This window comes from Streptomyces lasiicapitis, from assembly GCF_014646335.1.
In the GTDB taxonomy this organism is placed as follows: Bacteria; Actinomycetota; Actinomycetes; order Streptomycetales; family Streptomycetaceae; genus Streptomyces; species Streptomyces lasiicapitis.
This window is the reverse complement of record NZ_BMNG01000005.1, coordinates 516805-530341: the sequence shown is the minus strand read 5'-3', so window position 1 is coordinate 530341 and position 13537 is coordinate 516805. Positions and strand designations below refer to the sequence as shown.

The 13537-nt window shown below is 72.4% G+C and carries 11 protein-coding genes; 4 read left to right on the top strand and 7 right to left on the bottom strand.

What is annotated here, in order from left to right; translation table 11 throughout:
• Positions 1 to 29 precede the first annotated feature (29 nt).
• A complete protein-coding gene (locus IEY91_RS14015; RefSeq protein WP_164323184.1) occupies positions 30 to 254 on the bottom strand; it encodes a hypothetical protein in 225 nt (74 codons plus the stop codon).
• Between the two features lie 139 nt (positions 255 to 393).
• Here IEY91_RS14015 and IEY91_RS14010 point away from each other — a divergent pair, with 139 nt between their 5' ends.
• The 4 genes from IEY91_RS14010 to IEY91_RS13995 all read left to right on the top strand — a co-directional run bounded on the left by IEY91_RS14010 (position 394) and on the right by IEY91_RS13995 (position 5077).
• Entirely contained in the window at positions 394 to 924 is a 531-nt protein-coding gene (locus IEY91_RS14010) for a MarR family winged helix-turn-helix transcriptional regulator (protein WP_373287941.1), read from the top strand.
• 110 nt (positions 925 to 1034) lie between these two features.
• Positions 1035 to 3536 carry an MFS transporter gene (locus tag IEY91_RS14005; protein WP_506005019.1) on the top strand — a complete coding sequence of 834 codons (2502 nt, stop codon included), beginning with the start codon at positions 1035 to 1037 and terminating at the stop codon, positions 3534 to 3536.
• Between the two features lie 253 nt (positions 3537 to 3789).
• Positions 3790 to 4608, top strand: a complete 819-nt coding sequence (locus IEY91_RS14000) for a YceI family protein (protein WP_189174160.1) — start codon at positions 3790 to 3792, stop codon at positions 4606 to 4608.
• A gap of 10 nt (positions 4609 to 4618) precedes the next feature.
• Positions 4619 to 5077, top strand: a complete 459-nt coding sequence (locus tag IEY91_RS13995; RefSeq protein WP_164323178.1) for a PPOX class F420-dependent oxidoreductase — start codon at positions 4619 to 4621, stop codon at positions 5075 to 5077.
• Here the strand turns inward: IEY91_RS13995 and IEY91_RS13990 are convergent.
• The 6 genes from IEY91_RS13990 to IEY91_RS13965 all read right to left on the bottom strand — a co-directional run bounded on the left by IEY91_RS13990 (position 5052) and on the right by IEY91_RS13965 (position 13501).
• Entirely contained in the window at positions 5052 to 5906 is an 855-nt protein-coding gene (locus IEY91_RS13990) for a TetR/AcrR family transcriptional regulator (protein ID WP_229696933.1), read from the bottom strand. The two genes, IEY91_RS13995 and IEY91_RS13990, sit on opposite strands and share 26 nt — an antisense overlap.
• 51 nt (positions 5907 to 5957) lie before the next feature.
• The gene (locus IEY91_RS13985; RefSeq protein ID WP_189174159.1) at positions 5958 to 7481 is read right to left on the bottom strand and encodes an MFS transporter; all 1524 of its coding nucleotides are present in this window, start codon (positions 7479 to 7481) and stop codon (positions 5958 to 5960) included.
• Between the two features lie 80 nt (positions 7482 to 7561).
• Positions 7562 to 9739 (bottom strand): ArnT family glycosyltransferase, encoded by a 2178-nt coding sequence (locus IEY91_RS13980; RefSeq protein ID WP_189174158.1) that lies wholly within the window; start codon positions 9737 to 9739, stop codon positions 7562 to 7564.
• Positions 9736 to 11070, bottom strand: coding sequence for a bifunctional glycosyltransferase family 2/GtrA family protein (locus IEY91_RS13975; protein WP_189174215.1), 1335 nt, complete (start codon positions 11068 to 11070; stop codon positions 9736 to 9738). The genes IEY91_RS13980 and IEY91_RS13975 overlap by 4 nt, the downstream gene beginning before the upstream one ends.
• Before the next feature lie 38 nt (positions 11071 to 11108).
• Positions 11109 to 12758 carry a sensor histidine kinase gene (locus IEY91_RS13970; RefSeq protein WP_229696932.1) on the bottom strand — a complete coding sequence of 550 codons (1650 nt, stop codon included), beginning with the start codon at positions 12756 to 12758 and terminating at the stop codon, positions 11109 to 11111.
• Positions 12755 to 13501 (bottom strand): response regulator transcription factor, encoded by a 747-nt coding sequence (locus tag IEY91_RS13965; RefSeq protein ID WP_229696931.1) that lies wholly within the window; start codon positions 13499 to 13501, stop codon positions 12755 to 12757. Before IEY91_RS13965 ends, IEY91_RS13970 begins: the two co-directional genes overlap by 4 nt.
• Positions 13502 to 13537 lie beyond the last annotated feature (36 nt).

Genomic DNA, 13537 nt, shown 5'->3' with positions numbered 1-13537 from the left:
GCCCCGCCTCGGCCGGTTCAGCCGGAGCGTTACTTCAGTGCCAGCCAGGCCACCGCGGCCACGATCACGACGGCCGCGACCACGCCGAGGATGAGGCCGATGCGCGGGCCCGCCGGGGCCGGTGCCTGGCGCTGGGCGCGGCCGCCCTGCGGGGTCTCGTCGACGAAGGCGCGGAACATCTGAGTGGAGCCCGCCGGGTCGTGCTGACCCTCGGGGCCCGGGGCGCCCTGGGGGGCATGGGGGTTGTGTGCCATGGGGCAGGACCCTAGCGAATCCCCGCCGCCGGGCCCAACCCCCGCTGACCGGCGACTTTACGGGTGGGGTCCCAGACCTTTACCAGGCCTTTAGCCCGTTGGTCCAGTTTTAGTTTGCCTGCGGCAACCAACTGTCTCTATGGTTGCCCTAAGCAACGAAAGTGAGGGCGGGGCCGTGGCCGCACAGCGTGAATACGAGGAGCTGGCCCGCCAGCTCAGCGCCATCGGCGCCGTGAAGCGCGGCCTCGGCCGGGGCCTGCCCGCCGACTGCCCCGGCGGCTCCGCCGCCGTGATCACGCTCCTTCAGCGGCACGGCGAGATGCGGATGAGCAGGCTCGCCGAGCTGCTCGCCGTCGACATGTCGGTGACCAGCCGCCATGTCGCGCACGTCGCGGAGCGCGGCTGGATCGAGCGGTCCCCCGACCCCGCGGACAAGCGCTCGCGCATCCTGCGGCTCACGCCCGCGGGCGAGGCCAAGTTCGCGGAGCTGTCCGAGCTGTCCATGCGGACGCTCGCCCACTACCTGCACGACTGGTCCGACGACGAGGTCGGCCACTTGAGCGCGTTGCTCGCACGCCTGCGTGCCAGCTTCGGGGACTGCCGCGTGGCCTCGGCCCGGCTCCCCGGGCCCCCGCACGCGACCGAGGAAACAACCCGTACACCCGCGTAAGAATCAGGAAAAGGAAGCCCATGGCAACATCCACACCGTCCGGTGTGCGGGGCGCCCATGCCAAGCACGGAGCGCACGGAGGGCACGGCGGCGGCGCCGACGGTGCCCCGATGTCGCACCGGCAGATCATGGAGGCGCTCTCCGGCCTGCTGCTCGGCATGTTCGTCGCGATCCTCTCGTCGACGATCGTCTCCAACGCCCTGCCCGAGATCATCGGTGACCTCGGCGGCGGCCAGTCCGCCTACACCTGGGTCGTCACCGCCGCGCTGCTCTCGATGACGGCGAGCACCCCGCTGTGGGGCAAGCTCTCCGACCTGTTCAGCAAGAAGACGCTGGTCCAGATAGCACTGGTCATCTTCGTGCTCGGATCGGCCGCGGCCGGTCTCTCGCAGAACGCCGGAATGCTGATCGCCTGCCGCGTGGTGCAGGGCATCGGCGTCGGCGGTCTCTCGGCGCTCGCCCAGATCGTCATGGCCGCGATGATCTCCCCGCGCGAGCGCGGGCGTTACTCCGGCTACCTCGGCGCGACCTTCGCCGTCGCCACCGTCGGCGGCCCGCTGCTCGGCGGTGTCATCACCGACACCTCGTGGCTCGGCTGGCGCTGGTGCTTCTACGTCGGCGTGCCGTTCGCGATCATCGCCCTGATCGTGCTGCAGAAGACCCTGAAGCTGCCCGTGGTGAAGCGGGAGGTGAAGGTCGACTGGGCCGGCGCCTTCTTCATCACGGCCGCCGTGTCGCTGCTCCTGGTGTGGGTCACCTTCGCGGGCTCCGGCGCCGGCAAGAAGTACGAGTGGCTGTCGTGGCAGTCGTACTCCATGGTGGGCGGCGCGATCGCGCTCGGCCTGCTGTTCCTGCTCGTCGAGTCCAGGGCCAGCGAGCCGATCATTCCGCTGCGGCTCTTCCGCAACCGGACCATCGCGCTCGCCTCGGTCGCCTCGCTGTTCGTGGGTGTCGCGATGTTCGCCGGCACCGTGTTCTTCAGCCAGTACTTCCAGCTGGCGCGCGGCAAGTCGCCGACGATGTCCGGTGTCATGACGATCCCGATGATCGCGGGCCTGTTCGTCTCGTCCACCGTCTCGGGGCAGTTGATCACCAAGACGGGCAAGTGGAAGGCGTGGCTGGTCAGCGGTGGTGTGCTGCTGACCGCCGGTCTGGGGCTCCTCGGCACCATGCGGTACGACACCGCGTACTGGCACATCGCCATCTACATGGTCCTGATGGGCCTCGGCATCGGCATGATGATGCAGAACCTGGTGCTGTGCACGCAGAACCAGGTCGCGCCGCAGGACATCGGCGCCGCCAGCTCCGTCGTCACCTTCTTCCGGTCCCTCGGCGGCGCCATGGGCGTCTCGGCGCTCGGCGCCGTGATGTCCACGCGCATCACCGACTACGTCAAGGACGGCCTCGCCGACCTCGGCCCCAAGGCCGCCGCGTTCGGCCACGGGGGCACCGGCGGTGGCGGCATCCCGGACCTGGACGCGCTGCCCGCGCCGTTCCGTACGGTGATGGAGAGCGCGTACGGCCACGGCATCGCGGACGTGTTCCTGATCGCCGCGCCGATCGCCTTCGCCGCGTTCCTGGTGACGCTGTTCATCAAGGAGGTGCCGCTGCGGTCGGCGGGGGCGGTCGCGCAGGCCGCCGAGTCGTCCTCCACTGAGGCTCCCGCGGCCCCGGCTGTCTCGGCCGCCGCCCCGGCCGCCGAGGAGCCCGTGCTCGCCTCCGTGGCCGCGCACACCGGGCCCACGGCCGAGACCGGTCCCGATGCCACCCAGCGGCTCGCCGCCGTGGCGTCCGTCGCGGGCACCGGCTCCGGTGACGCGCCCGCGCAGGCCACCGGCGGTGTCCCCGTCCGCGGCTTCGTCCGCGGCGCCGAGAGCGCGCCCGTGCCGCGGGCAGCGGTCACGCTGATCTCGCTCGGCGGGCGGCAGTTGGGGCGCGCGGTCGCCCAGGACGACGGCTCGTACGCGGTGGACGCGCCCGGCGCCGGTTCGTACGTCCTCATCGCCTCCGCCGACGGCTTCCAGCCGCAGGCCTCGACCGTCGTGGTCGGCGAGGAGCCCCTCGCGTACGACCTGCTGCTCAGCGGCACCAGCGGGCTGACCGGCATCGTGCGCACCGCCGACGCCAAGCTGCCCGTGGCCGGCGCCATGGTCGTCGTGACCGATGTGCGCGGTGACGTGCTCGCCACCGGGTCCTCCGGTGAACAGGGCGACTTCGGCTTCGCCGAGCTGGTCCCCGGGCCCGTGACCGTCGCCGTGAACGCGGCGGGGCACCGGCCGGTGGCGCTGCCCGTCGAGGTGTCCACCGTGGGCGTCACCCGCGTCGAGGTCGAACTGCGCTCCGGCGCGCGGGTGCTCGGCACCGTGCGGGCCGCGGGCGAGCCGCTGAACGGCGCCCGCGTCACCCTCGTGGACGCCGCGGGCAACGTCGTGGCCACCGCCACGACCGGCACCGACGGCGAGTACGCCTTCACCGACCTGGACGGCGGCGAGTACACGGTCATCGCGACCGGGTACCCGCCGGTGGCCACCGGCCTGACGGTCGGCAGTGACGGCAACGCCGGCGGCAGCGTCGACGGGCACGACATCGAACTCGCCCACCCGGGCGAGTGATTGACCCCGCCCAGGGGCCGCGCTTTGAGCGGACGCGGCCCCGGGGCGGTGCGGTAGGGCCCCCGGGACGGTGGCGGCGCGACGGTTGGGGACGGCCGGTCGCCACCGCCGGGGGCCGATTGCGCGCTGCGCACCACCAGGGCAGGTCTTTGCTGCGCACGACCACCGCAACCATCAATTGAGCAACCAACGCGGCGAGCATTTGGTCCGCGAGAGCGGCGCCGGTTTAGGCGCAAAAAGGGGAGAAATAAACGTGGGACTCAGTGGGCGGGTTCGGACGCGGGACGGCTGGGCGGTACCGCACGCGGTCGTCACCGTCACCGACATGACGGGTACGCAGGTGCTGCGCGCCGAAGTCGACGGTGAGGGCGTGGTGCGGGACGCCACGGAGCTGGCCGCCGGGCCGTACACCGTCATCGTCACCGCCGTCGGGTACGCGCCCGCCGCCGCCACCGCTCTGGTCACCGCGAGCGGGCGGGCCGACGTCGGCAATGTGGTCCTCGCCCGCGCGGGCGGCACGGAGCTGCCGCCGCCCGGACCGTGGACCATCGACCCCGTCCACTCGTCCGTGGCGGCCGTCGCCCAGCATCTGGGGATTTCGAGTGTGCGTGGCCGGTTCGGCGAGTTCTCGGGGCGCGTCGAGATCGCCGAGGATCTGGAGAAGTCGCGGGTCGATGCGGTGATCGGGGCCGCGTCCGTCGACACGGGCAACGCGATGCGCGACGGGCACCTGAAGTCCTCGGACTTCCTGGACGTCGAGACGTACCCCGAGATCACCTACCGCTCGACCGCGCTCGAACCCGCCGGATCCGACCGCTGGACGGTGCGCGGCGAGCTCGGCATGCACGGCGTCGTACGCCCCGTCGACCTCGACCTGTCCTACCTCGGCACCGGCGCCGACCCCTGGGGCGGCACCCGCGCCGCCTTCCGCGCCACCGCCGAACTGCGCCGCGAGGACTTCGCCATGAACTACAACCAGGTCCTCCAGGCGGGCATCTCCGCGATCGGTACGACGCTGAAGGTCGAGCTGGACATCCAGGCGGTGCAGGGCGAGAGCCTGCCGCAGGTCTAGCCTCACGGTCATGACGCCACCGAACATCGCCACCAACACCACCGTGTCCCTCGCGGAGTTGCTGGACTTCGTCCGGCCCCGGCACAAGGCGCTGCTCCTGACCGCGCGCGCCGACGGCACCCCGCAGGCATCCCCGCTGACCTGCGGGGTCGACGACTCGGGGCGGATCGTGGTCTCCACGTACCCCGAGCGCGCCAAGACCCGCAACGCCAAGCGGAACCCACGGGTCAGCGTGGTCGTCCTGTCGGACGACTGGAACGGCCCGTGGGTCCAGGTCGACGGCACCGCGGAGGTCGTCGACACCCCGGAGTCGGTGGAGCCGCTCGTCGAGTACTACCGCAACATCGCGGGCGAGCACCCCGACTGGGACGAGTACCGCGAGGCGATGCGCAAGCAGGGCAAGTCGCTGATCCGGATCACTCCGGAGCGGTGGGGGCCGGTGGCTACCGGGGGCTTCCCTCCTCGGTGACCCCCGCAGGGGCCCCGGCGGCGGCTCCCTCGGCCGTCACAGCCGGGTCCAGCATCGACTCGATGCCCGCGATCATCAGGTCGAGGGCGATCGTGAAGTCCCGTTCCCACATCTCGGAGACGGTGCCCTCGCTGCGGGACTCCATGAGTTCCGCGGCGGAGCGCACCGCCTCGTTGTCGGCGAGCTCCTCGTTGACGGTGCCGACGGCGTCCCTGAAGTACTCGTCCTGGGTCATCCCCGCGGCCGCGCAGCGCGCGATGAAGTGGCCCTCGATGGTCCCGAAGCCGTACACGAACTGGAACACCGCGGCGATCGCGCCGTTCTGCCGGTAGGGCGTGAGCCCGGTGTTCTTCACGGCCCGCTGGATGGCGAGGGAGAACGCCAGCCAGTTCGGCCCGATGTTCAGGAACTCGCCGATCAGCGGCGACACCCAGGGGTGGCGGACCAGCAGGTCCCGGTATCCGGCGGCCAGTTCGCGCAGCTCCTCGCGCCACGCGTCGGGCGCGGCCGCCGTGCCGGTGTCGCCCTCGGCGGCGGGCAGCCGCACCTCCTCGGCCACCCTGTCGAGCGCCAGCTCCAGCAGGTCGTCCTTCGTGTCCACGTACCAGTACACGGACATCGCCGTCACGTTCAGCTCGGTGGCGAGCCTGCGCATGGAGAACTTGGCGAGGCCCTCGGCGTCCAGGAGCCGGATGGTGGCCTCGGTGATGCGGTCCCGGTCGAGTCCGCTGGGCTGGGCGCCCTTGCGGCCGGTGCCGCGCGGCGCCTTGCCCTCCAGCCAGACGCTCGTGCGGGCCGCTCGCTTCGCGCGGTCGGCTGCCTTCGTCATGGCGCACCTTCCTGGTCCTGGTCATCGTGCCGTGCTTCGCTCTGCTGTGTTCTACTCGGCGGCCGGGGCCGCCTGCTGCACAGAGTCTGCCCTCTCCGCACGCCACAGCAACGCCGCCGCCAGCGCGCCGCCGAGGAACAGCGCCACCGCGCCGACGAGCTGACTCGTCTCCAGGCCGGAGGAGAACGCGTCCGAGATACGCTCCCGCTCGCCCGCCGACCCGGCCGCCGCCATCGCCGCGGGGAACGACGTCGCCGACACCGCGACGAGCGCCGAGAACCGGGAGCTGAGGACCGCGCCCAGCACGGCGACGCCGAGTCCGTTGCCGAACTCCGCGAGCGTGCCGTTGATGCCCGCGCCCACGCCCGCCTTCTCCACCGGGATCGCGCCCATGATGGCGTTGGCCATCGCGGGCATGGCGAACGAGATGCCCGCGCCCATCAGGACCAGGCCGGCCAGCATGCCCGAGTAGTCGTGCGCGCCGAACGACGCGACCACGGCGAGGCCGCCCGCCAGCATCGTCATGCCCGTCAGGATCGTCCCGGGCGTGCCCAGCTTGGCGTGCAGCTTCGCGCCGACGCCCACCAGATTCAGTACGACCACGGTGACGGCGAGCGGCGCCGTGCGCAGGCCCGCCTCCAGCGGCTCGTACCCGAGCACGAACTGCAGGTGCTGGGTGAGCAGGAACAGCGAGCCGCCGAGGCCGAACGCCACCAGGACCGCGCCCATCACGGCGCCGATGAAGCGCTTGTTCCGGAAGAAGTGCATGTCCAGCATGGGGTACGGGATCCGCAGCTCCCACAGCGCGAAGGCGCCGAGGACCACCACGCCGACGCCCGCCGCGACCAGGACCTGCCCCGAGGTCCAGCCGTGCTCGGGGCCGGAGATGATCGCGTACACCACCGAGGCCATGCCTATGGTCGACAGCAGCGCGCCGAGCAGGTCGGGACGGTCGCCCTGCGGATTCTTCGACTCCGGCACCATCTTGACCACGGCGACGATGCCGATGAGCGCCACGGGGATGTTGATCAGGAAGATCGAGCCCCACCAGAAGTGGTTCAGCATGAAGCCGCCGAGCAGCGGACCCGCGGCGAACCCGAGGGAGTTGACGGTCGCCCACAGGCCGATCGCCTTGACGCGCTCGGCGTCGTCGAAGAGCTGCACGACGACCGCGAGCGTCGTCGTCATCAGCAGCGCGCCGCCCACGCCCATGCCCGCGCGGGCCGCGATGAGCTGCGTGGAGGTCTGGGCGAGGCCCGCCGCGAGCGAGCCGATGCCGAACAGGGCCAGGCCCGCGGTCAGCATCTTCTTGCGGCCGTAGCGGTCGGCCGCGCTGCCCGCGGTGAGCAGCAGGCCCGACTGCACCAGCGAGTACGCGTTGATCATCCACTGGATGTCGGCCGACGAGGCGTCGAGTTCGCTGGTCAGCGAGGGGATCGCGACGCTCAGGACGGTGTTGTCGAGCAGCACGGTGAGCTGGGCGAGGCAGATGACGCCGAGGATCAGCCAGCGCTGCGGGTGGCGGCCGTCGGGCGCGGCGACCGCCTCGGAGTTGTCTGCGGTGGTCGCCGTCATACGGGCTCCTTCTCTTCTACGGTGTACGTCGATGGGTAGACGTACACCGTAGAGGAGAGTCCCTTACGGTGTACAGCGACTTAGTCGGCGGGCTTCGTGAGGTCGTAGAACGTCGCGTCGCCCGCCGTGACCTTGGTGAAGTTGTCCTCCACCCAGGATGTGATCTTCGACGAGGTGCCCTCGCTGCCGCCTCGGCCGCCGCCGCCCATGCCGCCGCCCATGCCTCCGCCTGCCACGAAGTAGTGGATCCGGCCGTCGGCCACATAGCTCTTGAACTGGGCGAGGGTGGGGGACGGGTCGCTGCCGTTGAAGCCGCCGATGGCCATCACCGGGTCGCCGGTGGCGAGTTGGTAGCTGGCGGCGTTCTGGGCGCCGATCGCGGCGGCGGTCCAGGTGTAGTCCCCCGCGTTCTTCTCCAGGAGCTGCTTCGCCTTGGTGCTTACCTGGGCGCCGTCGAGGAGGCCGCCCATGCCGCCGCGTCGGGCGCGTTCGCCGGTGGGGGTGCCGCCGCCGGGGCCACGCTGCTGGTTCTGGCCTTGGGGTTGGCCGGGAGGCTGACCTTGCTGACCGACTTGGCCGCGCTGACCGCCTTGGCCGCCCTGCCCCGGAGGCTGTCCCCCGGCCTGCGGCTGGCCCTGGCCTTGGCCCTGCCCCTGGCCAGGCATCCCCATCCCGCCACCACCGCCGCCACCCGGACCACCGCCGCCCGGCCCACCACCCATCCGCCCCGCCCCCGCGGGCCCCGCCGTCACGATCGACCCCGTGTGCGGGGTGTCCACCGTGGACAGCGCGTACGCCACAGGACCCGCGAGCGAGGCCGCGAAGCCGAGCCCCACCGCCGGGGCGAGCCGCCTGCCGAGGCGCGCAGCCGGCAGCAGCCCCGCCGCGCCCGCGAGCCCCGCGACCAGGACCGCCGTCCGCAGCCACGGCACGTAGTCCGGCGTACGGCCGAGGAGTTCGTACGCCCACCAGGCCGTCACCGCGACGGCCGCGCCGAGCACCGCGCCCGCCCACCACTTGGCGCGCTCCTCCCACAGCACGGTGGCGCCCATGCCGACGAGCGCCGCGAGGTAGGGGGCGAGGGCCACCGTGTAGTACTGGTGGAAGATCCCGGCCATGAAGCTGAAGACGGCCGCGGTCATCAGAAGCGAGCCGCCCCACGCGACGAACGCCGCCCGCGCGGTGTCCGTCCTGCGCGCCCGCCACGTCACGATCAGGCCCGCGAGCAGCAGGATCAGCGCGGCCGGAAGCAGCCACGAGATCTGGCTTCCCACCTCGGAGTTGAACATCCGGCCGAGGCCGGTGTCGCCCCAACGGCCGCCGCCACCGCCACCGGGCCCGCCACCCCCGCCGACGCTCCCGGCCTCGTCGCCGTTGATGCGGCCGAGGCCGTTGTAGCCGAAGGTCAGCTCCAGGAAGGAGTTGTTCTGCGAGCCGCCGACGTAGGGGCGTGAGGACGCGGGCCACAGTTCGACGACCGCGACCCACCAGCCGCCCGCGACGACCATCGCGAGCCCGGACAGGGCGAGTTGGCCGAAGCGTTTGCCGAGCCGCACGGGCGCGCACACCGCGTACAGGACCGCGAGCGGCGGCAGGATCAGGAACGCCTGCAGCGTCTTGGCGAGGAACGCGAGGCCGACCGCGACGCCCGCCCACACCAGCCACTTGGTGCGCCCGTGCTCCAGGGCGCGCAGGACGCAGTAGACCGTGACGGTCATCAGGAGCGCGAGCAGCGCGTCGGGGTTGTTGAAGCGGAACATCAGCGCGGCGACCGGCGTGAGCGCGAGCACCGCGCCCGCGATGAGCCCTGCGACCGCGCTGAAGCGGCGGCGTACGGCGGCATAGAGCACCCCGACCGTGGCCACGCCCATCAGCGCCTGCGGCAGCAGGATCGCCCACGAGCTGAGGCCGAACAGCCGCACGGACAGCGCCATCGGCCACAGCGCGGCAGGGGGCTTGTCGACGGTGATGGCGTTGCCCGCGTCGAGCGAGCCGAAGAACATCGCCTTCCAGCTCTGGCCGCCGGCCTGCGCGGCCGCGGAGTAGAAGGAGTTGGCGTAACCGGACGCGCCGAGGTCGTAGACGTACAGGACGGCCGTGACCAGCAGCAGGCCGAGGAACGCGGGGCGCACCCAGCGCGCGTCGTCGGCGCGCCCGCGCCACAGCCGCGCGAGGATCCCGACCGCGCGCCGGTGCCCCTGACGCGCCCCTTCGGGGAGCGCCACGGGGGCGGCGGCGGGTGGGTTGGTCGTGGTCATCGGGAGTTCCTCATTTCGTACGTGTACGTGGGGGAGGGCGTCGGCTCCGTACCGGCCGGCGTCGGCTCCGTACGCCGGTCCGGGAACACCCACGCGCGCAGGAGCAGGAAGCGCAGGACCGTCGCCGCGAGGTTGGCGACGACGAGGACGGCCAGCTCCGTGCCGTGCGAGGCGTCCTCGGCCGCCGCGTCGAGCGCCGCGAGGGAACCGCTGGTCAGGGCCAGGCCGATGGCGAAGACCACCAGGCCCTGCGCCTGATGGCGGACGGCGCGCGCACGGCCGCGCACGCCGAAGGTGAGCCGCCGGTTGGCCGCCGTGTTGGCGACGGCGGACACGAGGAGGGCGAGCGCGTTGGCCGCCTGCGACCCCGTGAACGTACGGAAGGCGGAGTACAGGAGGAGATAGAAGACAGTGGAGAGCACACCGACGACGCAGAAGCCGACGAGTTGGCGGGGCAGTGTGCGCGGTACGCCCGTCAGCGCGCGGTCGCGCGGATCGTCCCCGAAGGGGCGCACAAGCCGGTCAAGAGGGAGCGCGCCCACCGCAAGGGCGCGACCCACGCGCCAGACGCCCTTCAGGTCCTCGGCCGCCGTCTTGACGATGTGGACGGTCGAGTCCGGGTCGTCGACCCAGTCGACGGGCACCTCGTGGATGCGCAGGCCCGCGCGTTCGGCGAGCACCAGCATCTCGGTGTCGAAGAACCAGCCGGTGTCCTCGACGAGCGGGAGCAGCGCCCGCGCGACGTCCGCCCTGATCGCCTTGAACCCGCACTGCGCGTCGGAGAACCGGGCGTGCAGCGAGCCGCGCAGGATGAGGTTGTACGCGCGCGAGACGAACTCCCGCTTGCCGCCGCGCACCACGCGTGAACTGCGCGCGAGCCGGGAGCCGATCGCCAGGTCCGAGTGGCCGGAGATCAGCGGCGCGACCAGCGGGAGCAGCGCGTTGAGGTCCGTGGACAGGTCCACGTCCATGTACGCGAGCACGGGCGCGTCGGACGCGGACCAGACGGCCCGCAGCGCGCGGCCGCGGCCCTTCTCCTCCAGGCGTACGTGACGCACGTCGGGCACGTGCGCCGCGAGGTGGGCCGCGACCTCGGGAGTGGTGTCCGTGGAGGCGTTGTCGGCGATCGTGATGCGGAAGCGGTAGGGGAAGGTCCGCGTGAGGTGGTCGTGCAGCCTGCGCACGGACGGCGGGAGGTCCTTCTCCTCGTTGTGGACCGGGATGACGATGTCGAGGACGGGCGGCGCTGCGGGATGCGCGGGGTGCGCTGCCACGGGAGTCGGCAGGTGCTCCCGCGTCGGCAAGGCGCCCGGCGAAGAGTCGGTTGGCAAGTCGCTTGGCATGTGTCCGACGCTCGCCAACTGCTCTGTCAGGGCTGTGTGGTGAGGCTGTGGCCCGTCTGTGAGTACGGGAGTTGCTCTTGGTGCGCGAGCTGCTCCTGGTGCGCGGGCAGGTGAACGGTGAACACCGTGCTGCCGGGCTCGCTCGTGACCGTCACGGCGCCGCCGTGCGCGGCGACGACGGCCTGCACGATCGCGAGGCCGAGACCCGTTGACCCATGGGCGCCTCGGGCGCCTTGGGCGCGCGAGCGGGAGCTGTCGCCGCGCGCGAACCGTTCGAAGACGTGCGGGAGCAGGCCGGGCGGGATGCCGGGGCCGTCGTCGGCGACGTCCAGGCAGACCCACGGGCCGTGCCGGTGCACGCGGGCGGTGACGGTGGTGCCCGGCGGGGTGTGGGTGCGGGCGTTGGCGAGGAGGTTCACCAGGACCTGGTGGACGCGGGCGGGGTCGGCGAGGACGAGCGCGGGGTCGTCGGGCAGGTCGAGGCGCCAGGTGTGGTCCTGCCCGGCGGCGCGGGCGTCGCTGAGGACGTCGACGACGAGGGGGGAGAGGTCGGTGGGTTCGTAGGTGAGGGGGCCCGGGCCGGCCGAGCCCGACGTACCGCTGCCTCGTTCCACGTCCAGGCGGGCAAGGAGCAGCAGGTCCTCGACCAGGCCGGTCATCCGCGCGGCCTCGGACTCGATGCGGCCGAGCGCGTGCCGGGTGTCGGGCCCGGTCTCCTCGCGGCCGCGGCGCGTCAGCTCGGCGTAGCCGCGGATGGAGGCGAGCGGGGTGCGCAGCTCGTGGCTGGCGTCGGCGACGAACTGGCGTACGCGGGTCTCGCTCCGCTGTCGCGCGTGCAGCGCCGAGTGGACGTGGTCGAGCATGCGGTTGAGCGCGGCGCCGACCTGGCCGACCTCGGTGCGGGCGTCGGCCTCGACGTCGGGGACGCGTTCGTGGAGGGCCACTTCGCCGCTGTGCAGGGGGAGTTCGGAGACGCGGGTCGCGGTGGCGGCGACGCGGCGCAGCGGGCGCAGGGCCACGCCGACCATCGCCGCGCCCGCGAGCGAGGCGGCGACCAGGCCCGCGGCGGTGACGCTGACCTCGGTGACGACGAGCGTGTTGAGGGTGTTGGTGACCTTGGCGGTCGGCAGGCCGACGAGGTAGTCGCCGAAGCGGCCGCTGGTGTACTCGACGCGGTACTCGCCCAGTTCCGGTACGTCCACGGTGTGCGGCTTGCCGTCGCGGGCCACGTCGGCGAGGGCGTCGAGCTGGTCGGCGTCCAGGGACTTGCCGATGGATTCGGGGGCGCGGCTCGACACGTCGGGCTCAGTGCTGACGGCGCCCTCGGTGAGGGTGCCGTCGTCGCCGACGACCGCGCCGACGGTGCCGATCTCCTGCGGGCCCTTGGTGACGAACCGCAGCGGCCCGCCGGCGCCGGGGCCCTCCTCGCGGTGGTCCGGCAGCTTCCCGGCGTCCTCCGGCGGCCCGGCCGCCCGCATCGAGACCTGCCGGAGGGCGCCGTCCACCTGCTCGTACAGATGCGACCGCAGCGCGATCGTGGTGACCGTGCCGATCACCGCGCACACGACGGCGATCAGCGCCACGGCGGAGACTACGAGGCGGGTGCGGAGGGTGCGGGGCTTGCGTGCGCGCGAGGCGCGGGGCTTGCGAGTCCGCGGGCGGCCCGGGAGGCTCACGCCGCCAGGACGGCGGGCTTGATCAGGTACCCGGCGCCCCGCCGCGTGTGGATCATCGGCTCCCGGCCCGCGTCGATCTTCCGCCGCAGATACGAGATGTACAGCTCGACGACGTTGGCCTGGCCCCCGAAGTCGTAGCTCCACACCCGGTCGAGGATCTGCGCCTTGCTGAGCACGCGCCGCGGATTGCGCATGAGGTAGCGCAGCAGCTCGAACTCGGTGGCCGTGAGGTGGATGGAGTCGCCGCCGCGCGTCACCTCGTGGCTGTCCTCGTCGAGGGTCAGGTCGCCGACGGCGAGCACGGACTCGCTGCGCCGCCCGGACGCCCCGGCCCGCCGGATGAGGCCGCGCAGCCGCGCCACGACCTCTTCGAGGCTGAACGGCTTGGTCACGTAGTCGTCGCCGCCCGCCGTGAGTCCGGCGATGCGGTCCTCGACGGCGTCCTTGGCGGTCAGGAACAGGACCGGCACGTCGGGGAGTTCGCGGCGCAGCCGCCCGAGCACGGCCAGGCCGTCCATGTCCGGCAGCATCATGTCGAGCACGACGGCGTCGGGCCGAAAACTCCGCGCTGCCCGCACCGCGCCCGCGCCGTCGTCGGCGCTGCGGATCTCCCAGCCCTCGTACCGCAGCGCCATGGAGAGCAGCTCGGTGAGCGACACCTCGTCGTCCACGACGAGTACGCGGACGGGGCTCCCGTCCGGCCTGAGCAGTTCGGTACGCCCCTGGGGCGAGGTCATCGTCATGGCTTCAGCGTGGGCGGCGGCGGTGAAAGACGGCTT

Bases quoted from the DNA above. Each gene is read 5' to 3' on its own strand.
- IEY91_RS14015 (WP_164323184.1), bottom strand. From the start codon at position 254: ATGGCACACAACCCCCATGCCCCCCAGGGCGCCCCGGGCCCCGAGGGT.
- IEY91_RS14010 (WP_373287941.1), top strand. From the start codon at position 394: ATGGTTGCCCTAAGCAACGAAAGTGAGGGCGGGGCCGTGGCCGCACAG.
- IEY91_RS14005 (WP_506005019.1), top strand. From the start codon at position 1,035: ATGTCGCACCGGCAGATCATGGAGGCGCTCTCCGGCCTGCTGCTCGGC.
- IEY91_RS13995 (WP_164323178.1), top strand. From the start codon at position 4,619: ATGACGCCACCGAACATCGCCACCAACACCACCGTGTCCCTCGCGGAG.
- IEY91_RS13990 (WP_229696933.1), bottom strand. From the start codon at position 5,906: ATGACGAAGGCAGCCGACCGCGCGAAGCGAGCGGCCCGCACGAGCGTC.
- IEY91_RS13985 (WP_189174159.1), bottom strand. From the start codon at position 7,481: ATGACGGCGACCACCGCAGACAACTCCGAGGCGGTCGCCGCGCCCGAC.
- IEY91_RS13980 (WP_189174158.1), bottom strand. From the start codon at position 9,739: ATGACCACGACCAACCCACCCGCCGCCGCCCCCGTGGCGCTCCCCGAA.
- IEY91_RS13965 (WP_229696931.1), bottom strand. From the start codon at position 13,501: ATGACGATGACCTCGCCCCAGGGGCGTACCGAACTGCTCAGGCCGGAC.